Source organism: Roseburia porci, assembly GCF_009695765.1.
Taxonomy (GTDB): Bacteria; Bacillota; Clostridia; order Lachnospirales; family Lachnospiraceae; genus Roseburia; species Roseburia porci.
Genome location: NZ_VUNI01000004.1, coordinates 140753 through 161563, shown reverse-complemented (window position 1 = coordinate 161563; position 20811 = coordinate 140753). Strand labels below are relative to the sequence as shown.

Genomic DNA, 20811 nt, shown 5'->3' with positions numbered 1-20811 from the left:
ACTTTATGTAATTGATGCAAAAATTATTTGCACTGCTCACATGTCTGGTTTCCTACTGTGCAGGAAGTTTTGCATGCTGACTGGCAAGATGTCTGGCACTCGCCACATCCACCTTTTTTGATTGTGTTCTGTAATTTTCTTGTATTTAATGTCTTTACGTGTTTCATTAAGAATCTCTCCTTTTCTTCATCTATTGACGGAACGCTAAAATCCGCCTATCTTCTGTATTATATCACAGCACTTCCTATATGGAAAGGACTTTTTGAAAAATCATCCCGGAGCGATCATTCCTCCGATCATCGAAGATGCAAGACAAAGGATCATTGTAATAAACATCTGCATCATATCCTTCATCTGGCCTCCGCCTACTGCAAGTGAAATCGCAAGAAGTACGAAAAAATACGCCGCACCAGCTACAAGCCCCCACAGGAATCTGCGTTCTCTCATATATCGTCCCATAAGGAATCCACCGATTACTCCAGCAATTACATACACCAGTATAATAACGATCTCTGCGACATTCTTTCCAAGCGCCATCTTATACATGACAACCGAAAGAATAAAAAGTAACATTGCACTGACTGCAATCATCAGTACGACTGCAATCGCTAACATTTTCCCCGGCTTTTTTCGCTTTTCCTGTCTTTCCATATGCATTCTCCCGCAAAGCACACCTCTCCAGCCGTCATCTGACCGGATCATTGGTATATCTTATGCGGGAGATTCTGCACATATTCTATGATTCTTTATAACTCGCAGTTATTTACTGTTCTTGGGAACGGAATGACATCACGGATATTGCCCATTCCTGTCAGATACATTACGCATCTCTCAAAACCAAGTCCGAATCCTGCATGTCTTGCGGATCCGTATTTACGAAGATCCAGATAGAATTTATAGTCCTCTTCTTTCAGTCCAAGTTCATTGATACGTTCAAGAAGCTTATCATAATCGTCCTCTCTCTGGCTTCCACCAATAATCTCGCCAATTCCAGGAACAAGGCAGTCAACTGCTGCAACGGTCTTTCCATCCTCGTTCATCTTCATATAGAAGGCTTTAATCTCCTTTGGATAATCCGTTACAAATACCGGACGTTTGTAGATCTGTTCTGTCAGATAACGCTCATGCTCTGTCTGAAGATCGCATCCCCAGGATACCTTATAATCAAATTTATCATTGTGTTTGGAAAGGATTTCGACTGCCTCTGTGTAAGTAACTCTTGCAAAGTCATTGTTTACAACATTGTGCAGACGGTCTAACAGTCCTTTATCTACAAAATTATTAAAAAATGCCATTTCTTCCGGTGCATTTTCCAGTACGTAATTGATTACATATTTTAACATGCTCTCAGCAAGAATCATATCGTCCTCAAGATCCGCAAATGCGATCTCCGGCTCGATCATCCAGAACTCTGCCGCATGACGTGTTGTGTTGGAATTCTCCGCACGGAAAGTCGGTCCAAACGTGTAAATATTTTTAAATGCCATTGCATAAGTCTCACCATTTAACTGACCGGACACCGTAAGATTCGTCGGCTTTCCAAAGAAATCCTGTGTATAATCCACTTTTCCATCGGCTGTCTTTGGAACATTGTTCAGATCCATGGTTGTTACCTGGAACATCTCACCCGCGCCTTCACAATCACTTCCTGTAATCAGTGGAGTGTGCACATATACAAAGTCTCTCTCCTGGAAAAACTTATGAATTGCATATGCACATAAGGAACGTACACGGAATACGGCCTCAAATGTGTTTGTTCTCGGTCTCAGATGTGAGATTGTTCTTAAATACTCAAAAGTGTGACGTTTTTTCTGAAGCGGATAATCCGGTGTGGAAGCACCTTCGATCTCTACTTTTTCCGCCTGGATTTCAAACGGCTGCTTCGATTCTGGAGTCGGAACCAGTTCACCGGTAACGATGATTGCAGCTCCTACATTGATCTTCTGGATCTCTGCATAATTCTCCAGTCCATCTGCATATACAACCTGGATCGGCTCAAAAAATGTACCGTCATTTACAACGATAAATCCAAAATTCTTAGAATTACGGTTGCTTCTTACCCAGCCTCCGATTGTAATCTTCTGGTTTTCGAATTTCTTCTGATTGCGGAAGATATCTCTGATATTTGTTAATTCCATCTTCATTTCCTCCAAAATGATTCATTTCCTATTTTAATTAAACGCTGTCTCTTTTCAGCGATTACTGCTGTTCGGTTGATTCCACTGCCTCAGTAGAATCTGCTGCTGTTACGGTTACATTCGCCTTATTTACAACAAAATCCATAGCCTTATTTACAAGATAGAGCTTTCTCATATAGGCTTCCCCGTCCTCTGCATTGTCATTACCAAATGCGTTGTATACAGCTTCTGTATCATCAAATCCATACTGTGAATTATCTACAAAGTTCTGTACAAACTGATTGTAACCATCATCGTCAACTTCAAGATTCTCTTTTTCTGCAATTGCCTGGAAAATAAGTTCTACTTTGATCTGTTCCTCCAGATTGGTTCTCCACTGGGACTGAGCATCTTCAAGGCTTGTATTATAGGTATCCTTTAAATAGGTCTCGAGATCTTCGGTTTCATCGACATACTGTTTCTCATAGGAAGTCTGATATTCATTCAGTCTTGCTTCCAGATAATCTTCCGGAACTTCTACCTCGCTGGATGCAAGAAGCTGTTTTTTCACTTCTACAACTGTTGCGCTGTATTTATTATTGCCTGCCTGATATTCCAGATAGGAACGCACAAAATCTTTAAATTCCTGTGCTGAATTCAGGTTGTATTTCTCTGAGAAATTATCCTTGATCACATCATCAGAAACCGTATCCAGAGTTACCGGCTGATAGATGCCGTTGATCACAAATTCAAAAGTTGCAGGCTGTCCTGCGAGATCTGAGTTGCCGTAATTTTCCGGGAAAGTCACATCAGTAGAGACTGTGCTTCCTACGGTTGCTCCGATCAGACCTGCGGAAAATCCATCTATATAGGTAGTTCCGGATTTCACATCCTTATTATTATCCACATCGATCAGCACATCCTGTGCAGATCCTTTATCAAAAGCCTCACCATCATGATACCCTGTATAGTCTACATTTACATAATCGCCAGCCTGTACGGTATCACGGTCTGTTACCTCAACTGATCCAAGACCATAGCTGTTTAACATGGACATTCCCTGTTTTTCTACATCCTCATCCGTCACATCGTAATTGCCGGAGATTTCTATATCCATTCCATCATAGTTGCCAAGCATTTTCACCTGCTTGTCCACATCAACGTCGATCTGGGAACTTCTTACCTCAGCCTCTGTGGTCTCTGTTGTATTATCCTTGCCGTTTCCACATGCGGTCACTGTTGTCAAAGTTGTCATGCACAGTAAAAGTGCGATTATTCTTTTCTTCATAATTCATACCTTTCTTATCCCATCAGTTATTGCCCAAATGCAATCTAACTTTACTAACATACCATAAAACAGCCAAAATTAAAAGGGATTCCGTTGATTTTTCCATGAATCAATGATACAATATTATCCAGTAAAAAAAGGAGGAACCCCATGAACACAGTTACTATTGTATTGCTTGTCATTGCGATCGTACTTATTGCAGTAATGGTGGCATTATATTTCTTTGGAAAGAAAGCCCAGAAAAAGAAGGATGAACAGGACGAACAACTGGCAGCGGCAGCGCAGAGCGTTACCATGCTGATTATAGATAAGAAGAGACTCCGTATAAAGGATTCCGGTCTGCCTCAGCAGGTGATCGAACAGACTCCGAAGTATCTGCGTCGTTCCAAACTTCCAATTGTAAAAGCCAAAGTTGGTCCAAAGATCATGACTCTGATTGCTGATGAGCAGATTTTCAACGAAATTCCTTTGAAGAAGGAAGTAAAAGCTACTGTCAGTGGTCTTTACATCACTCAGGTTCGCGGTCTTCGTGGTCCTCTTGAAAAACCACAGGGCAAAAAAAGCTTCCGTGCAAAACTTCAGGAGAAATATAATAAGGCAAACGCTGAACTGAAAGCAGAGAAATCTGCAGCATCCGGCAGCAAATCCAAAAAGAAATAGTTATGAACCTAAAATCAGGCATGTCCGCATTTCGGACATGTCTTTTTTTCTTTTATTTTCTGTTATTTTTTCTCATTTTTTTACTTTTTTCTCATTAACGAAAACGTTTTTTAGAATTTGTGTTTTTAGCAGCATTGTGTTTGGTTATATTGCACAGTTTATAACCACATTTTTTATAAACATTGACAGAATGTACAAATACCTATTGCAATTTCACGCAATAAGAGCTATTATAAAGTCGCGAAAACGATTAAGTTATTTTTTAAAGGAGGGTGTTTTATGAAAAAGAAACTTATTAGTGCTTTGTTATGTGCCTCAATGGTGGCTTGCATGACAGCAGGCTGTGGGGACTCAGGTAACTCTGACAAAGGAGGTACAGAAGGATCCACTGGCGGATCTACAAGTTCCAGTGATCTTGCTTACAGCGGTGATCTTGAATTTATGCATTTCTCTACTGAAGAAGAGTCGCAAGGGAATGGGGGTTCCGATGGAATGCGTACCGTATTACAGCAGTGGGATGATGCAAATCCAGACATCAACCTGACACAGACGGTTCTGGCAAATACGGATTACAAAACACAGATCCAGACACTTGCCAACGCAGACGATCTTCCAGATGTATTCATGATTCAGGGTATGAACGTAAAAGCCTGGGCAAAACAGGGACTGATCCTCGATCTGACAGACGAGATCAAAAATTCTCCATATGCTTCTGATTACAATGAAGATTACTTTACACCATTTAAAGATGAGGATGGTAATATCTATGGCTTCCCGGCACTGACCGGTGGTACATGTACCGTAGTTGTATATGATTCCAAAGCATGGTCTGATGCAGGATATGATACTTTCCCATCAACCTGGGAAGATGTTGAAGCAGCTATTCCAAAATTAAAAGATGCCGGATATCAGGAAGCTATCGCATTTGGTAACAATGCACAGTGGCAGATGAACTCCTGCTTCCTTTCTACATTAGGTGACAGATATACCGGAAAAGACTGGTATGAGTCCATGATCAATAAGGGAGGCGCTTCCTTCGAAGATCCTGAATTCGTTGCTGCATTAACAGAGACACAGAGATTATTCAAAGACACAGATATCTTCAACAAAGATTTCAATGCAATCTCTAATGAAGATGCCCGTGAGTACTACATCTCCGGTGATGCTCCAGCATTCATCGGTGGTAACTGGGATGTTTCTTACATCCAGGCTTCTCTCGAGGGAACAGATCTGTATGATACAACAAAATTTGCTGTATTACCACAGCCAGCAGATGCTCAGTATGATAAGAACAGCCAGAACATCGGACTTGGTTACGCAGTTGCAATCAATGCTAAGTTAAAAGATGATCCGGACAAATTAAAAGCTGCAATCGATCTTGCAGAGTACATCACCGGACCTGAATTTGCAAACTATGTAACAGAGAACTATGCATTAGGCGGACTTACCAAAGTAGCAGATGTTGATTTAAGTAAATTCGACCAGTTCACACAGGACTTCTACAACTACTCTTATGTTGATACTACTCCATGTGAGATCTATGATTCTTACTTATCAAGTGATATCTGGAGCGTAGTTAATACCGATCTTCAGGATATGGTAAATGGCGACAAGACACCAGAAGAAGTGGCAGCAGATGCTCAGGCAGCTTACGAGTCTGGCTATTAATGCAATATAAGTAATAAATGTTTAAGGCTGCTTCAAATGCTCTCTTTTGAGGCAGCCTTACTTAATGGGGAATACGTTTCTCTGGTATTTTCCAGGAATCGAGGAGGTTTTTATGTTACAAAAATCTATGCGTAGAAAATCAAGAGTTATCGCATTGTATCTTTTGATACCTCTTGTTATTTATATTTTTTCTGTATTTGTACCGCTGATCACTGCATTCGTAGACAGTTTCTTCGAGTGGAAAGGCGGACCTCAGAAAACATTTAACGGGATACAAAATTACATCACATTATTTCACGACGAAACATTTTGGCAATCATTTGGACATAACATTTACTTAGTAGCTATCTGTATTCTGGGTCAGATTGGAATCGCATTCATTTTTGTATTAATGATCGATTCAAAATTAGTAAAATTAAAAGGAATGCACCGTACTTTTGGTTTCTTCCCAAGTACCATCTCAGCTGTCTGCGTTGGTTTCATCTGGAAGATGATCTACGATTACAACCGTGGAATTTTAAACTGGTTCTTAAAGCTCACAGGACATTCTGATGCTGTTAAAGTCTGGCTGAACGAGCCTAGCAAAGTTATGCTTTTAGTATCCATTCCTCTGATCTGGCAGTACATTGGTTACTATATGGTAATTCTGTTATCCGGAGTTGCTTCCATTGATAAGGAAATCTTTGAAAGTGCAGAGATTGATGGTGCAAACGCTGTACAGCGCGCAATCTACATTGTACTTCCACTGATCAAAAACACTTTATTGATCTGTATTATCCTTTGTATCGCAGGAAATATGAAGGCATTTGATAATATCTACGTTATGACATCCGGCGGACCTGGTACCTCATCCATGGTTATGGCTCTGTACGGATACACCGTTTCATTCAAGCAGAACAACATGGGCTATGGCTGCTGCATTTCTGTAGCAATCTTTGTTCTCAGTCTTATTGTTATCGGTGGTGCACAAAAAGTATTTAATTTCCTGTTAAAGGATAAGGAGGTGGAATAAAATGGCTGAAGTTAAAACTGCAGGCAAGAAAAAGAACAAAGAAAAACTTGGACCAGCACGTGCTCTACTTGCCGTTTTGTTAAATGCAATCTTAATCCTCTTCTCACTCAGCTGTATTTTTCCGCTGTTTTGGATGATTAACTCCGCATTAAAGAAAAAAAGAGATTTCAATTCTGATATTATCGGCATCGTAAAATCTCCTACACTTGAAAACTTTAAAAATATTCTTGGCAACGCAAACTATCATCTTGGTCAGTCTGTATGGAACAGCGCCAGAACAACGATCCTTTCCGTATTTTTCATCGTATTGTTCGGTTTCATTGTAGGTTACATTCTTGCACGAATCAAATTCAAATTAAATCGTGCAATCTTTGCAATCTTCTTAATGGGTATGCTGATTCCACAGCATTCACTGTTAGTACCAATTTACGTTGTATTTAAGAAATTCGGTTTATCAAACCATTGGTTTACACTTCTCATTCCTTATATCGCCTTCGGTCTTCCTATTGCGATATTCCTTGTAGAAGGTTTTGTACGGACGATTCCAACCGAACTAGAACAGGCCGCTGCGATTGATGGCTGTGGTTTCTCCAAAACAATGTTTTCCATCATCATGCCGATCTGTCGGCCGATCATGGTAACCATCGCCATCATCCAGTCGTTCGGATGCTGGAATGAGTTCTCATTTGCATTGATTCTGATCAAAGATCAGGCATTGCAGACCGTACCATTGGCACTGACACAGTTCACCGGACAGTTCAACTCAGACTATCCGAAGATTATGTCCGCTATGTTAGTTACAATGGCTCCAATCGTAATTCTTTACTTTGTATTCAGCAAAGAAATCATCAAAGGTATGGTTGCAGGTGCTGTCAAAGGTTAAACATCAATTATATTTCTTCCTAATGAAAAGATGCGTAACAGTTCATCGCTGTTACGCATCTTTTTCGTCTTTTACAATCTGAAATCCTTCGGTTCCTTTTTCGTTTACCTGTAAATGAATATGACAGTCTGCCACATGCTCATAATTCACTTCAAGTTCATAGTCAACTTCCACTTTCAGTTCGTTCTCCTTCTCCTGAATATCAACCTTCTTTGTGTCGATTCCAATGAGCAGGCTTCCATATGGCGTATAATAATAGGTTACATTTTTCTTGTTCTTCTCAAAAACCATGTGTGTGCTAGTCGCGCCACCTTTTTTTGTGAGCTCCATACTGTCTTTTCCGACTTTGATCATGTTCTTTCCGGTGCTGTCCACACCTTCCACGACCTCTTCGTACATCACATAATGTTTTCCGTTTCTTAAATAATATTCCCCGGCTGTAATTACTTCTACCGGCTCTGCATCGCTTTCTTCTGCAAACTGCATTCCACGAATGGAAATCAATACATCTTTTGTCATAGCTTTTCCTTCATCTGTTCTAACTACGGTTTCAAACACGAAGAATATTATATGCCACCATCTGAGGAATAGCAATCATCATTTTACTTAAAATAGTCCAAAAGTCTGGAATGCACCTCATAATTTCCCGATGTGAATACATCCTCATATTCTTCCGGACTCAAAACTTCCTGCAATTCCTCTTTGGCATCTTCATCCACGATCTCATATACGCTGTCACGGAAGCACATGTTCGGATAAAGTACACACCACCAGTTATGCCCCTTTCCTTCTCCGATCACGACCTGGAGAGCTTCGTAATTTCCAGCCGGGAACGTATAACTTCCATAGGTTTTCACCGGAAAATCCGTATGCGTGATCTTTGCACTGACAGAATCCTCACATCCCTGTTCTTTCAGTGTCTGTTCCGCTTTTGCAACGATATCCGGGATTGAATCTGTAATAATCCTTCTTGTCTCATCCATGTCTTTTACATCTGCAAGCCGTGGTTCCATCAATTCTCCAATGGCATCCCGCACCTTCAGTTTCAACGCCTGATCCTCACTGGAATCACTGTTTGCCAGCACATGAAACCGCATAATTTTTGAGGCAATTGATGGCTGCAGAGGGTCCTGTATACGATATGCCGCTATCGCTTCATTTCTTTGAAATCCACAAATTCCAATCAGAACTGCAATCGCTGCAACTATAATCCCCATACTGATTTTTATATGGTATCTTCTTTTTGTATTGTTCTTTCTTTTTTTACAATTTTTCATTTTCATGCTTCCTCTCTATCATCCATCCGACATTTTCTGTTATAAAAATTTCTGAAAATGTCTTTCTGTCATAGATTCTTTCCAGAAAAAGGAAGCTTATTCAAATTACTTGAAATATGATGTCTTCATTTTAATGATCCACCATCGTCACACGGACATCATATTGAAGCTGGATCGTATCCTCATAAGGAATTTCTGCATTCGCGGTACCGCTCTCCTGCTGTTTTTTCCATGCCTGATACCACGCCCGGTTATAACCGCCCAGCTTCTTATAGGAGTTGCTCAGATCGATCTTCTGGTTTTTCAGACTGTCTTCTGCAAGATTTTGAACATATGAAGTCACCGCATGAGATATCGCTTCCGGAAATACTTTCTGCTGGAATGCCTGCTGCTTTACTTCTTCTCCCTGCAGCAATTCCCCTTCACAGGAGACAGAAATTTTTACACGCCCCTGCGCAGAAAGATCATACTCTGTATAAAACGCGGTCAGCCGCAGATAATCCCCATTTCCAGTTTCCGCTATATACTGCTTTAATGCTCCATTTTCAAGGAATCCAAGCTGTCCGCATTCCATGGAAACAACTCCTTTCGGAACACCTCTTTGCATACAGTAATACCCTGTGATCACCGGCTTATCCTCCTGTACGGTAAGATACGGCAGAAATAAGGTTTCCAGTCTGTTTTTGGAAGCATCGAACAAACTTCCAAGTGTCGGCAGTCCATCTGCATCCACAGACACATCATTTTCAAATAACTGTTCCAGATAGGTCCCAAGATTCTCAGAAAGCGATTCATTGACTCCAAGCAATGTCCCTGCCTGATCCGTGACACATACATAGGTGTTTCTCGGAAAATCACTTTCCTGTTCCAACAGTTCAACCATCCGGTTAAACTGATTCGAATCCGCAAGAAAACGCTCTCCAAGAACAAGCACCTTCATATGATTATAATCCACGACCTTATTTAACTGCTTTTCATAATTATGCTGTGCCTGGTAAAAATCTTCGGCGGACGTTGCAAAACTTCCCACATGGTCAAGATCCGTCATCTCATCCGACACCTTTTCCAGAGGCTGATATATGCAGGAAAATGCAATGCTTTTATCCAATGAGTCCTCTTCCACCGCAGCAAGCATCGGAAAACATCGGTCTTCCAGCTCCACAGAACGACAGCCATTCAAGAACATGCTGCTTAAAATGCAGCCAAGCACAATCATAAGGCGTCCCCTTTTCCGTCCTTTCAACTTCTCTCCTGGCGGATTGCCTCCACGCTTCCTGCCTGTACACCAGACAATGAGACCTGGAACAACAATCATAAGCGGGGTTCCGATATACCACAGGTATCCTAGGAAGAGACGTCCTCCATTCGGATTCTGGTAAAAAAAAGCTGCACACATGATCGCCATAAAAACAAGCACCGTAACATAACGTTTGTTCCCTTTATGTCCAACAAACTTTCTGAGTGCCCGCGCTCCATAATACAGATTCGTGTTCAGCAGGGCAAACAATGTAAAAAACCATATCCCAAGCATGAGCGCATCTGCCCGCTTTAAAAATCCACCTGTAATCTGAACCGTGCTCATAAACGTTACCGCCGGATATTCCATTCCCGCAAGTGCTGCACTGCCAAAATTTCCAAGTAAAAGCATATACATGGCCGCTAAGAGGATTCCCGCAAAAAGCAGTGCTTTTGCGACGCTCCTCTGTATCTTTTTTTCACGATCTGCCTCTTTCACATGTTCCATAAGAAACAGCATCCAGAAGGTTGTTCCCCAGAAGATAAATACCAGATAGGATGCCTTTGCCACATTCCCTGCACTATGCATAAATACAGGTGTCCAGTAATCTGTATCCACCTCTTTTACAGCACCAAGCAGCATTGCAAAAAGCGGAATCATAATAAACCAGAAAAGTACCTCATAGATCCTTGCTCTTCCTTCTATGCCTCCCATAATTCCATATCCTGCAATGCATGCAAGAACCAGAAGAATCAGCCAGTACGACTCATCCCTTAAAAGATTCTTCTGAATCAGATGCGCAAAGACGAATGCCGTGTATCCGGACACGACAGCTGCCTGAACAAAAAGTCCAAGAAGAATCAGTTTTTCCCAGAAAACAGGAAGATTTTCCCCACAATAGACCAAAAAACCTGACTTCATCGTACGACCCAGTCCCCCAAGATAACGCACATAACACAGAGCCGCTGCTGTACCTGCAAGAATTGCAAAAACACCGTCCACTCCGACTTCTCCTGCAAGAAGTCCGGGAAGCAGAAGTGTACTCATTCCAATCAGGTCATACGTAAACAGCCGGAATACCTGACGTATTGATATCTGATGATTATTGGAAAACATACTTTTACTCTTTTCTTGTTAATTTCGTTCTTTTGTCCCTTTTTGCATAAATCGGTCTTTTTGTTATCTTTCGAAGCGGAAAACGCCACAAGAAATCCCTCTGGTCCTCATAACCGGTAAGTTCCGGTCCAACAAAAGGCATCAGATACGGAATTCCAAAACTCGTCAGATGTGACAGATGTATAAGCACCATCAGCAGACTGATCAGGAATCCAAAGTACCCAAGCCATGCACAGACTGCAATAAACGCAAACTTCAATATCCGGAAGGAAAATGCAAATTCTTCATTCGGTATTGCAAACGAACACAGCGCCGTAAATGCAACGATGATCACAACGATCGGACTGACCAGATTTGCTTCGACCGCTGCCTGTCCGATGATAAGCCCGCCCACAATACCGATCGTATTGCCCATGGCACCAGGAAGGCGAACTCCGGCTTCCCGAAGCAGTTCAAATGAGATCTCCATAAGCAGAACCTCAAATACTGCTGGGAATGGAACGCCCTGCCTTGCAGCCTGAAACGAAAGCAGAAGTGTTGTCGGCAGCACCTGTGTATGAAAATTCGTAACTGCCAGATAAAGCCCCGGAAATGTCATTGCAAAAAACGAGGCAATGTAGCGCAAAATCCTTCCAAACGTGGCTACTTCCCATCGATTATAATAATCGTCACTCGTTTTGATAAAAGAGTTATAATCCGTCGGAAGAATCAGCGCAACAGGGGAATTGTCCGAAAGAACAACGACCCTTCCCTCAAGGATCGCCATTGCAGCCCGATCCGGTCTCTGTGTCGTCTGAAACTGTGGAAAAGGAGAATACCACTTCTCTTCTGCCAGCTGCTCTATGACTCCGCTGTCGAGTACTCCATCGATTTCATAACGGTTCAGTCTTTTTTCCACTTCCGCAATAATCTCCGGATACGCCAGGTCTTCCATATAAACCAGATTTACATTGGTGTGGGAACGCACCCCGGGGCGCATTTCCTTTACTTTTACCTTTGTGGAACGCACCCTTTTACGGATCAGGGCAGTATTCACCTTTATGGAATCGGCAAATCCCTCATTGGACCCTCGAATCACCTTCTCCGAGTCCGCTTCCGTCACTCCCATATTCGGATAGCCTTTATCCGAGATTTTCAGAGCTTTTGGATATCCATCCACAAACAGGATCGCATCACCTGTCAGCATGCCCTGTGCTGCCTCCTCCATTGTTTCAAACGGGGTAACATCCGCGATTCCAAGTGCATTCTTATCGAGTATTTCTATAATTTCTTCTCCCGGTGCCTGCTCCAGGTAACTAAGCAGACGCCCAAGTGCAGTTGTCTCCATCAGGATATTGCTCACTGCTACCTCGATATACGCAAGAAAACACCGGACATTTTTCTTTTTTCCAAGCATCATCTCACGCATTTTGATATCCGAACAGTCTTTATAAATCTGCTGGTAAGCTTTAATATTTTCCTTGATATTTTCTGAAACAGATGTCATATTGATATCTCACTTCCTAATAAAGAGCTTTTTGCATTATAGGATTAAGGTATCAAAAGGCGGCTTTTCGGTTCGTGGCTGGCAAATTGCACAAAACAGCGACTGATATTGTGCCTTGGGAGAAAATTAGAAAATCTTAATTTACCTGCTTGTGCATAGTGTTTTGCTGCCATGGACGGCAGCAAAAGTCTTAACGCCCCATGGACGGGGCGTTTAAGACGTACACGTCACTTTGAAAAAATACAAATCAGGTAAATTTAGATTTTCTTATTTTCGGACAATGGGACATAATCGGCACTGTTTGGTGCAATTTGCTAATTCAAAATTAAAAACTACCTTTTGACACCTTAATTTTATAAAGAAAAAGGAACAGACAAAATTGTCTGTTCCTAGTATGGTTTATCCCAAGAGGATTTATTCCTGTTCCCGAATAATTTCTTTGACGGCAGATGCCTGATTCTCAATATGTGTGTGCATCGCCCGGACTACTTCATCCTGATTCCGTGCATATAAAGCCTCCACAATTGCTTCGTGTTCCCCGATCAATGTCGGATAATTCTTCTCTTCCTTCAGATATTCCACGCGATAACGATAGATCTGCTCGCGAAGATTATTGAGCATGCTTACAAGCTTTGGATTCCCTGTTGCCTCATAGATTACATCATGAAAGCTGACATCCGCCTCTGCAATCCGCTTCACATCATGACTTCTTGTACTTTCCACAAAAGTCTCTTTGATCATTTCTAACTGTTTCAACTGATCCTCTGTCATTCTTGTGCATGCAATTTTAGCAGCAAGTTCATCCAGTGCTTCACGGATCTCAAGAACATCTTCCATATCCTTTTCGGTCATCCTTGCCACTTCTGCGCCTTTACGTGGAATTGTCACTGCGAGACCTTCCTGTTCAAGCATACGAATTGCTTCGCGGATCGGTGTTCTGCTGACCCCAAGCTTCGCTGCAAGCTGAAGTTCCATCAGACGCTCTCCTGGTTTTAACTCCCCCTTCAGGATTGCTTCTCTTAAAGTATTAAAAACTACGTCTCTTAGTGGCAGATAAGCATTCATATTTAATGTTAAGTTGTCTGTCATTTTATCGATCTCCTGTTTTTATTTTCTCCGGTTATTGTAAATGGATGTAAGATAAAGCTGCTTTGCAAGTCCTGTCTGTTTCATATCATCATATGCCTTTTGTGCCTGCTTCTCATTCTCAAACAGTCCAAATACGGTTGGTCCGCTTCCGCTCATCATAGAATTCACTGCACCGGAACGCATCATTTGTTCTTTGATCTGTGCGATCACCGGATAATTCGGAATCGTTACTGTCTCTAAAACGTTCCCCATATCTTTGGCAACTGCCTGCAGATCCTTATTGCGAATGTCCTGTATTAATGTATCAATATCCGGATGCACCGTATGTTCATCCAGCTTCAGATTCTGATATACAAACTTCGTCGATACGGAAATCTGTGGTTTTGCAATCAGAACCGGGCATTTTACCATTGGTGGAAGCTGCTTAAGCTTCTCTCCGATTCCCTCCGCAAGCGCAGTTCCTCTCATCAGACAATATGGCACATCTGCGCCGATTGTTACACCACGTTCCATCAGCGCCTGTCTGGAAAGCTTCAGTTCGAAAAGCTGGTTGATTCCATACAACATTGCAGCAGCATCACTGCTTCCGCCTGCCATTCCTGCTGCAACCGGAATCCTCTTCAAAAGGTCTACCCGAACTCCTTCACGGATGTCAAATTCATCCATCAACAGCTTTCCCGCTTTGTAAACCAGATTGTTCTCATTTACCGGCAGAAATGGCAGATTGGAATGAATCTCAATCCCCGGTGTTTTTGTCTTTGTGATCTTCAACCGGTCATATAAATGAATGGTCTGCATGATCATGCGAACCTCATGGTATCCATCTTCTCTTCTTCTGACAACATCCAGACCAAGATTGATCTTAGCAAGTGCCTTTAATGAAATATCATCCATATGTTTTTCTCCTGTATTTTGTATACAATACGATTATACTATGAGAAAATGTGAAAATCAACATCGGAATTTCTACTTTTATTATACTCCATGCACCCGAAATAGATAAGTCAGCGTACACTCTGATATTGTACTTTTTTTCTCATCTAATCTCAGTTTTCATGGACTTCTGCTAATCTAAAAAAGCAGCTCCGATCATTCCGGCATCGTTTCCAAGCTCCGATGTCACGATTGGCGGAATCTCCCCAAGTTCTCCTCCAAAGCATTCTTTTACAACCAGCTTTTGCAGCTGATCCGTAAGATAATTTTTCTGAGCAGACACTCCCCCCCCAAGGATCACAACTTCCGGTCTGAAAATGTTGATAAGATTGGCAATTCCAGTGGCCAGATCCTTTTCGTATTCGGAAACAACCTGAACAGCGGCCTCATCTTTCTGCTTTTCTGCTTCGAAAATAATCCTTCCATCAATAGCCTCCGGCTTATTTCCAGAAAGGATGTTCATCTGTGAACCTGGATATTTTTCTGCCTTCTCTCTTGCAGATTTCATCAGTGCAGATGCCGATGCATACATTTCCAGACATCCTCTTCTTCCGCAGCTGCAGAGTCGTCCGTTCCGCTCAATCACCATATGTCCCGGCTCACATCCCCCTCTTAACGGTCCCAGAAAAATCCTGCCATCCATGATCACGCCACCGCCAACACCGGTTCCAAGTGTCAGAAGAATTGCATTTTTCCGCCCTTTGGCTGCGCCTCCTAATGTCTCTCCAAGTGCCGCAGCATCTGCATCATTTGCCAGATACATTGGAATGTCCAACTGTTCTTTGAGCCATGCAAGGATCGGTACATTCTCCCATCGGATGTTGTTGGAATAAACCACTGTACCCTGCGCCGGATCTACTGTACCCGGACATGCGATTCCAACCGACTCACATTTCTCCTCTTCTACATGATTCTCTTTCAACAGTTCTTTGATCAGTGCTGCCATACGCTGTATGATCTGTTCGGCAGACTCCGTTTCCGAATTTGTTTTAATCGTCTTTTTGTCCACGATCTGATACCTGTCATCCACAAGTCCGGCCTTGATCGTCATCCCGCCAATATCAATTCCAACTCTCATACCTTTTCCTCTTTTCTTTGAGCATTTCATTATAAAAAGAATAACACGGCATACGAGTTTTGTCCATTTGGTTGCACTTTTGCAATTCCTGTGTTATGATTCAGTTTAACAGCTGACAAGACAGTAGCATTTGCAGAAAGGATTTTTCAGTTATTATGGAAAAATGTAAAAAAATATTAAGGGAAATTTTTATTGATGGATTAAGCGGTATGGCTTCCGGGTTGTTTGCAACACTGATCATCGGAACCATCATCGTTCAGATTGGAACACTTCTTCCGGGTTCAGCCGGAATGTATCTGACTTATATCGGGAAACTGGCCCAGGCACTCACCGGTGCAGGTATCGGCTGCGGAGTTGCTGTACGTTTAAAATCAAGCCCGCTTGTTACCATCTCTGCGCTTGCAGCCGGACAGATCGGCGCTTTTGCAAGCAAGATCATTGCCGGAACTGTTTTTGTGGACGGCACAGTTACTCTGACCGGTCCTGGCGAACCACTTGGCGCATTTATCGTAGTTATCGTGGCTGTTTACCTCGGACGTCTGGTATCCGGCAAAACGCAGATTGACATTCTTGTCACTCCATTTGTATGTATCGTATCCGGAGCTGCCGTTGGACTGATTCTTGGACCACCAATCTCTTCTTTCATGACATGGCTTGGTTCTATTATCAACTGGGGAACTGAACAGGCTCCGTTCCTTATGGGTATTGTTGTATCGGTATTAATGGGTATCATCCTGACACTTCCGATCAGTTCTGCTGCACTTGGAGTTATCCTTGGATTAAACGGCATCGCCGCAGGAGCCGCTACGATTGGGTGTTGCGCAAACATGGTTGGCTTTGCGGTAGCCTCTTTCCGTGAGAACCGTTTTAACGGACTTCTTGCACAGGGCCTCGGAACAAGTATGCTGCAGATCGGTAACATTGTGAAAAAGCCTGTGATCTGGCTTCCAGCCATTATCTCCAGCGCAATTCTTGGTCCGGTATCTACCATTATTCTTCATATGACCAATAACAGCACCGGATCCGGAATGGGAACCGCTGGTCTTGTCGGACAGATCAATGCTTATCAGGATATGACCGCAGGCGGAATGGCTCCGGCTCTTGTCCTGTTCGAGATCATTCTTATGCACTTTGTACTTCCTGCCCTTCTTTCTTTTGGAATCTCTGAATTCATGCGGAAAAAAGGCTGGATCAAAGACGGTGACATGAAACTGGACGTGTAATCGACTCATACGTTACACCTGTTTTTATAAAACAAAATACAATCGTAACAAAAAGAATGCAGGGATGTATAGTTACCGCTATACTTCCCTGCATTCTCATTTTGACTTTGTCTGTTCTTATTCTTCTGTCTGTGTCTGGGACTCGTTTTTCCACTTGTTGAATTTCTCTTCAACCGCTTTATACGTGTCCTGTGAAATGGATGGGAGATCCTTGCCCCACGCTTTGGTTGCCTGCTCAAAGCCTTTCTTGAAGGCATTTAAAAGTTCGTCGGCTTTTGATGGATCATCTCCGGATAAAGCCTTCGCAAAATCCAAAATACGGTCAGAAGTCTGCTCAACTCCCCAGTATCCGTCCTCTGCGATATCTGCCTGTGCCTGAGCCTTTACCTCTGGAGAAACGGTAAAATCTCCACCTGCAAGGAATGACCAGATACTATCAGACTCACCAAGTTTCTTTCCCTGCTGGGAAATCATCTGCTGAACCAGATCTGTTAACTGCTGTGTTCTTTTCTCCGTATCTGCCTTCATCTGTGCAACAATTGCTGCATGGTCTTTCTTCTGAGTTACACTGTCTTTCTTTGTAACAGAAGATTTCTCATAGATAACAGCTGTGCTGTCAAATGTACCTGTTTTTGAAGCAGAGGTGCTGCCATTCTTCTTATCTGTCTTAGAAGCCGTATTCTCGGTCTTCTCACTTTTTGTTGTCTTAGCAGAAGCTGTACTTCCATAATAATTATTGATTGCATTTACACTCATTGATAACCCTCCTTGGTATCATGCGGGAATCCGTCCCGTCATTCCTGTGTATAAGTTTCTTTATTATTACATCGGCAGTTTTTGCAGATTTCTTAAGCTTTTCCCTGAAAACATAACGAAAAGTTACTCTAACTGCCTGATCTTTACAAATTCATCAAATCTCGGAAGAGCGAGTGACATTCTGCCGTACTCTCTTGTATCGACAACACCTTTTCTTTTCAATCTTTCCCTGTAAACAGAGAAAAGATTGGAATTCATGCTCAGACTTTCCCTGATATTTTTTACCCTTGTTTCTCCTGTCACTGAAATTACAGTCAGAATCTCCTTATCCTGCATTGAAAGTTCAGACCATATTTTGCTATATACATATTCGTCCAGATATTGATCATATTCTGGCAGAATTTCTTCTAACTTTTTGTCTGCACGATATTCCCAATAGAGATATCCAAGTACCTGAAAAGCAAACGGATATCCTTTTGTCAGTTCAGTCATCTTCTCCGCCTGCGTGATTTCAATTTTGAAAATATCCATATAGTTTTTTCTTATTGCTGTATAATTCAATGGCTCCAGCATAATCTTCGGTGCACGATACAAAAAAGTAAGTGCTTTATCGTTCTGCAGATCATATATGTTTTCATAAAGTCCTGTCATAATAAGAAAAATTGGATATTCCTCTCGTATAAAAATCTGAAAAGCGCTTGCGAAAACCCGTATATACTCAGAATTTGTCACCTCGTCAATCGTAACAAGCAACCGTTTTCCCGCTTTATTTATCTCAGCAAGCATCAATTCTAATGCATTCTCAATATCAGTAACGGGCGCTGCATTTTCGACTGACACACCAAGACCAAATGCAGAGAAGTCGAATTTGGCACTTAAAAATCTTGTATGCATTTCGGGCAAACTATATATTTTAGCTGCAAGACTTTGTAAAAGATCTCTTGTCGGATTTAATTCCACGACAATCCAGTCAGGAATTTTTCGCAGTTCAGCTGCAAGATTTGTCATCATAACGGTTTTTCCCGATCCCCTGACACCTGTGAGCATGAAAATCTGATTGGATGGCTGTTTTGCGCAAAACTCTTCAATAACCTGATTTGTCTGAACAATTCTGGATATATATTGAAGTGGTTTTTTCCCAAAAGATAACGTAAATGGATTACTCATTCTGCCCTCCTTATATAACTTTTATATTCTTATATAAGTTTTTATAACTTTTTCTTTATTATATAACTTTATATAACTTTTCGCAACATCTGCACACTCTATCTCCGGAAACGGTTCAGGCACGCAGCAATTTCAAGCTTTCTTGGTCTTGCAAGTCCACGGGCGCCGATCGCATCCATGCCTTTTTCATCCAACAGACTCTCAATGCGGTCAAGGATCTGCTGCACGGTAAGCCTGTCATCTGCAAGTTTCTGATAAGTATAACGCAGAATCGCACCAAGCGCATTGATCTGTTCCTCATCCACCAGCTGCTCCACAAGACGCAGATCAATCTCATTATGATCCACCGATATACTGTTCATGCCGTTGGTACGGATTTTGGTCCGCGGATTGTCAAAAATACGGTTTTTGTGAAGAATCCGCTTTCCCTCATCAATTGGAAAATACGATTTTCCTGCACCGGACATCGGAATACTTTCCACAGGCTTTTGCTGCGCTGCCAGTGCCTCCGTTTTTGCCATCTCCGTGATATCATACGGATAATATTCCCGCATCTGGATGACCGTGTCTGCCACATAAAAATACGCACCACTGCTTCCTGCAACAAGGATTGTGGAAATCCCCTGTTTCTCATAGAGTTCCCGTACACGGTCGATAAACGGAATGATCGGTTCCTCGTCGGCATGTACCACGCGCTGCATCAGCCGGTCACGGATCATAAAATTCGTAGCACTTGTATCCTCATCCAGAAGCAGAACGGTTGCACCTGCTGAAATCCCTTCTGTCATGCCGGCTGCCTGGGATGTGCTTCCACTTGCATCTTCTGTGGAAAAACGACTGGTATCCTTTCCGTTTGGAAGATTGCGGATAAAACAGGAGATATTTACATCATGCACAGGTCTTCCGTCTTCGGCCCGCGATTTTAATGCCGTATCCTCACAGATTACAAACTCTCTTCCGTCTCCCGCGATATGATCATATACACCGAGTTCTAACGCATCCAGCAATGTGGATTTGCCATGGTATCCACCTCCGACAATCAGTGTGATTCCTTTTCGTATTCCCATTCCACGGATGGAACCATGATTTGGAAGCATAAATTCCACCTCCATGGATTCCGGCGACTGAAAAGCCACCGCGTTTTTCATCGGCAGACTGGATGCACCACTTTCTCTCGGCAGAATTGCACCATTTGCGACAAACGCGATCATTCCGGCTTCCTTCAGCATGATGCGGAGTGCTGCCTGATCCTCCGAAAGTGCACGGACACGTTCGACTGCATCCTTCTGTCCCCTGGAATAACGGTTATAAAAAAGCGTTTTTTCCACACATCCCGGCAGAATATCAAATAAAACATGGATCAGTTCCCTGCTGTTTATTGTTCTTCCATTTGCCGGAAATCCCACCTGAAAACGCATGATAATGCTTCCATCTTTTGGATGGATCTGACACGCACTCCGGTCTAGGATCTCCTGTCCCGGTCTTGTGATAAAAACACGACCGCTTTTTCCGCTTCCTTTTGCCACACGGTCCATGGCTGTGATGCTTTTTCCAAAAATTCTCAGTAAATGATCCTGAAGTGCAATACGCTTTTCTCGTGTGTTATATGTGCAAACAGGGAAAGCCGCCAGCTTTCCCTGTATATGTACACTTAAATCAGACGGCGATGCAAATGGATCTCCCTGTACATGATCGATTGAGAGTGTAAAACCATCAAATTCATAGCTTCCTTTCGTATCCTTATACGCCGGATACCCCTTATGATCAATTTTCTGTAGTAAAGTTCTTAATGCCTGTGCATTTGCCATGCTCATTTCTCCT

19 protein-coding genes are annotated in these 20811 nt (G+C 42.4%); 5 read left to right on the top strand and 14 right to left on the bottom strand.

Annotation, left to right across the window (positions count from 1 at the left end; all coding sequences use genetic code 11):
- Window positions 1-23 precede the first annotated feature (23 nt).
- The 4 genes from scfA to FYJ75_RS04185 all read right to left on the bottom strand — a co-directional run bounded on the left by scfA (window position 24) and on the right by FYJ75_RS04185 (window position 3405).
- The gene (gene scfA / locus FYJ75_RS04200) at window positions 24-167 is read right to left on the bottom strand and encodes a six-cysteine ranthipeptide SCIFF (RefSeq protein WP_154429149.1); all 144 of its coding nucleotides are present in this window, start codon (window positions 165-167) and stop codon (window positions 24-26) included.
- Window positions 168-270: 103 nt separating this feature from the next.
- The gene (locus FYJ75_RS04195; RefSeq protein WP_195838937.1) at window positions 271-651 is read right to left on the bottom strand and encodes a TIGR04086 family membrane protein; all 381 of its coding nucleotides are present in this window, start codon (window positions 649-651) and stop codon (window positions 271-273) included.
- A 95-nt stretch (window positions 652-746) separates the two neighbouring features.
- The gene (asnS, locus tag FYJ75_RS04190; RefSeq protein ID WP_154429145.1) at window positions 747-2138 is read right to left on the bottom strand and encodes an asparagine--tRNA ligase; all 1392 of its coding nucleotides are present in this window, start codon (window positions 2136-2138) and stop codon (window positions 747-749) included.
- Window positions 2139-2199: 61 nt separating this feature from the next.
- On the bottom strand, window positions 2200-3405 hold the full coding sequence (locus tag FYJ75_RS04185) for an FKBP-type peptidyl-prolyl cis-trans isomerase (protein ID WP_154429143.1): 1206 nt from the start codon (window positions 3403-3405) through the stop codon (window positions 2200-2202).
- A 150-nt stretch (window positions 3406-3555) separates the two neighbouring features.
- Here FYJ75_RS04185 and FYJ75_RS04180 point away from each other — a divergent pair, with 150 nt between their 5' ends.
- The 4 genes from FYJ75_RS04180 (at window position 3556) to FYJ75_RS04165 (ending at window position 7628) form a co-directional block, all read left to right on the top strand.
- Window positions 3556-4065, top strand: a complete 510-nt coding sequence (locus FYJ75_RS04180; protein WP_154429141.1) for a hypothetical protein — start codon at window positions 3556-3558, stop codon at window positions 4063-4065.
- 279 nt (window positions 4066-4344) lie between these two features.
- Window positions 4345-5733: an ABC transporter substrate-binding protein gene (locus tag FYJ75_RS04175; protein WP_154429139.1), complete on the top strand. Its 1389-nt coding sequence runs from the start codon at window positions 4345-4347 to the stop codon at window positions 5731-5733.
- Window positions 5734-5845: 112 nt separating this feature from the next.
- A complete protein-coding gene (locus FYJ75_RS04170) occupies window positions 5846-6745 on the top strand; it encodes a carbohydrate ABC transporter permease (protein WP_154429137.1) in 900 nt (299 codons plus the stop codon).
- A gap of 1 nt (window position 6746) precedes the next feature.
- On the top strand, window positions 6747-7628 hold the full coding sequence (locus FYJ75_RS04165) for a carbohydrate ABC transporter permease (RefSeq protein ID WP_154429135.1): 882 nt from the start codon (window positions 6747-6749) through the stop codon (window positions 7626-7628).
- Window positions 7629-7679: 51 nt separating this feature from the next.
- Here the strand turns inward: FYJ75_RS04165 and FYJ75_RS04160 are convergent, their stop codons facing one another.
- The 7 genes from FYJ75_RS04160 to FYJ75_RS04130 form a co-directional block, all read right to left on the bottom strand.
- Window positions 7680-8147: a DUF1934 domain-containing protein gene (locus FYJ75_RS04160; protein ID WP_154429133.1), complete on the bottom strand. Its 468-nt coding sequence runs from the start codon at window positions 8145-8147 to the stop codon at window positions 7680-7682.
- An 83-nt stretch (window positions 8148-8230) separates the two neighbouring features.
- Window positions 8231-8905 (bottom strand): stage II sporulation protein R, encoded by a 675-nt coding sequence (spoIIR, locus tag FYJ75_RS04155; protein ID WP_195838936.1) that lies wholly within the window; start codon window positions 8903-8905, stop codon window positions 8231-8233.
- Window positions 8906-9035: 130 nt separating this feature from the next.
- Window positions 9036-11258: a GerAB/ArcD/ProY family transporter gene (locus FYJ75_RS04150; RefSeq protein ID WP_154429129.1), complete on the bottom strand. Its 2223-nt coding sequence runs from the start codon at window positions 11256-11258 to the stop codon at window positions 9036-9038.
- Window positions 11259-11262: 4 nt separating this feature from the next.
- Window positions 11263-12744 carry a spore germination protein gene (locus tag FYJ75_RS04145; RefSeq protein ID WP_154429127.1) on the bottom strand — a complete coding sequence of 494 codons (1482 nt, stop codon included), beginning with the start codon at window positions 12742-12744 and terminating at the stop codon, window positions 11263-11265.
- 414 nt (window positions 12745-13158) lie between these two features.
- Window positions 13159-13833, bottom strand: a complete 675-nt coding sequence (locus FYJ75_RS04140; protein ID WP_154429124.1) for a GntR family transcriptional regulator — start codon at window positions 13831-13833, stop codon at window positions 13159-13161.
- A gap of 18 nt (window positions 13834-13851) precedes the next feature.
- A complete protein-coding gene (ispE, locus tag FYJ75_RS04135; RefSeq protein ID WP_154429122.1) occupies window positions 13852-14727 on the bottom strand; it encodes a 4-(cytidine 5'-diphospho)-2-C-methyl-D-erythritol kinase in 876 nt (291 codons plus the stop codon).
- A gap of 172 nt (window positions 14728-14899) precedes the next feature.
- The gene (locus tag FYJ75_RS04130; protein WP_154429120.1) at window positions 14900-15844 is read right to left on the bottom strand and encodes an ROK family protein; all 945 of its coding nucleotides are present in this window, start codon (window positions 15842-15844) and stop codon (window positions 14900-14902) included.
- 155 nt (window positions 15845-15999) lie between these two features.
- Here FYJ75_RS04130 and FYJ75_RS04125 point away from each other — a divergent pair, with 155 nt between their 5' ends.
- Window positions 16000-17067, top strand: a complete 1068-nt coding sequence (locus FYJ75_RS04125; protein WP_154429119.1) for a PTS transporter subunit IIC — start codon at window positions 16000-16002, stop codon at window positions 17065-17067.
- A gap of 117 nt (window positions 17068-17184) precedes the next feature.
- Here FYJ75_RS04125 and FYJ75_RS04120 read toward each other — a convergent pair whose 3' ends face one another.
- From FYJ75_RS04120 to FYJ75_RS04110, 3 genes are all read right to left on the bottom strand, one after another.
- Window positions 17185-17823 carry a hypothetical protein gene (locus tag FYJ75_RS04120; protein WP_154429117.1) on the bottom strand — a complete coding sequence of 213 codons (639 nt, stop codon included), beginning with the start codon at window positions 17821-17823 and terminating at the stop codon, window positions 17185-17187.
- Window positions 17824-17946: 123 nt separating this feature from the next.
- Entirely contained in the window at window positions 17947-18990 is a 1044-nt protein-coding gene (locus tag FYJ75_RS04115; protein WP_154429115.1) for a P-loop NTPase family protein, read from the bottom strand.
- Window positions 18991-19088: 98 nt separating this feature from the next.
- Window positions 19089-20798 (bottom strand): ABC-ATPase domain-containing protein, encoded by a 1710-nt coding sequence (locus tag FYJ75_RS04110; RefSeq protein ID WP_154429113.1) that lies wholly within the window; start codon window positions 20796-20798, stop codon window positions 19089-19091.
- Between the last annotated feature and the right edge of the window lie 13 nt (window positions 20799-20811).

What these genes read in the sequence shown, in the direction of transcription:
- scfA (WP_154429149.1), bottom strand. Translation starts at nt 167, where the DNA reads ATGAAACACGTAAAGACATTAAATACAAGAAAATTACAGAACACAATC.
- FYJ75_RS04195 (WP_195838937.1), bottom strand. Translation starts at nt 651, where the DNA reads ATGGAAAGACAGGAAAAGCGAAAAAAGCCGGGGAAAATGTTAGCGATT.
- asnS (WP_154429145.1), bottom strand. Translation starts at nt 2,138, where the DNA reads ATGGAATTAACAAATATCAGAGATATCTTCCGCAATCAGAAGAAATTC.
- FYJ75_RS04185 (WP_154429143.1), bottom strand. Translation starts at nt 3,405, where the DNA reads ATGAAGAAAAGAATAATCGCACTTTTACTGTGCATGACAACTTTGACA.
- FYJ75_RS04180 (WP_154429141.1), top strand. Translation starts at nt 3,556, where the DNA reads ATGAACACAGTTACTATTGTATTGCTTGTCATTGCGATCGTACTTATT.
- FYJ75_RS04175 (WP_154429139.1), top strand. Translation starts at nt 4,345, where the DNA reads ATGAAAAAGAAACTTATTAGTGCTTTGTTATGTGCCTCAATGGTGGCT.
- FYJ75_RS04170 (WP_154429137.1), top strand. Translation starts at nt 5,846, where the DNA reads ATGTTACAAAAATCTATGCGTAGAAAATCAAGAGTTATCGCATTGTAT.
- FYJ75_RS04165 (WP_154429135.1), top strand. Translation starts at nt 6,747, where the DNA reads ATGGCTGAAGTTAAAACTGCAGGCAAGAAAAAGAACAAAGAAAAACTT.
- FYJ75_RS04160 (WP_154429133.1), bottom strand. Translation starts at nt 8,147, where the DNA reads ATGACAAAAGATGTATTGATTTCCATTCGTGGAATGCAGTTTGCAGAA.
- spoIIR (WP_195838936.1), bottom strand. Translation starts at nt 8,905, where the DNA reads ATGAAAAATTGTAAAAAAAGAAAGAACAATACAAAAAGAAGATACCAT.
- FYJ75_RS04150 (WP_154429129.1), bottom strand. Translation starts at nt 11,258, where the DNA reads ATGTTTTCCAATAATCATCAGATATCAATACGTCAGGTATTCCGGCTG.
- FYJ75_RS04145 (WP_154429127.1), bottom strand. Translation starts at nt 12,744, where the DNA reads ATGACATCTGTTTCAGAAAATATCAAGGAAAATATTAAAGCTTACCAG.
- FYJ75_RS04140 (WP_154429124.1), bottom strand. Translation starts at nt 13,833, where the DNA reads ATGACAGACAACTTAACATTAAATATGAATGCTTATCTGCCACTAAGA.
- ispE (WP_154429122.1), bottom strand. Translation starts at nt 14,727, where the DNA reads ATGGATGATATTTCATTAAAGGCACTTGCTAAGATCAATCTTGGTCTG.
- FYJ75_RS04130 (WP_154429120.1), bottom strand. Translation starts at nt 15,844, where the DNA reads ATGAGAGTTGGAATTGATATTGGCGGGATGACGATCAAGGCCGGACTT.
- FYJ75_RS04125 (WP_154429119.1), top strand. Translation starts at nt 16,000, where the DNA reads ATGGAAAAATGTAAAAAAATATTAAGGGAAATTTTTATTGATGGATTA.
- FYJ75_RS04120 (WP_154429117.1), bottom strand. Translation starts at nt 17,823, where the DNA reads ATGAGTGTAAATGCAATCAATAATTATTATGGAAGTACAGCTTCTGCT.
- FYJ75_RS04115 (WP_154429115.1), bottom strand. Translation starts at nt 18,990, where the DNA reads ATGAGTAATCCATTTACGTTATCTTTTGGGAAAAAACCACTTCAATAT.
- FYJ75_RS04110 (WP_154429113.1), bottom strand. Translation starts at nt 20,798, where the DNA reads ATGGCAAATGCACAGGCATTAAGAACTTTACTACAGAAAATTGATCAT.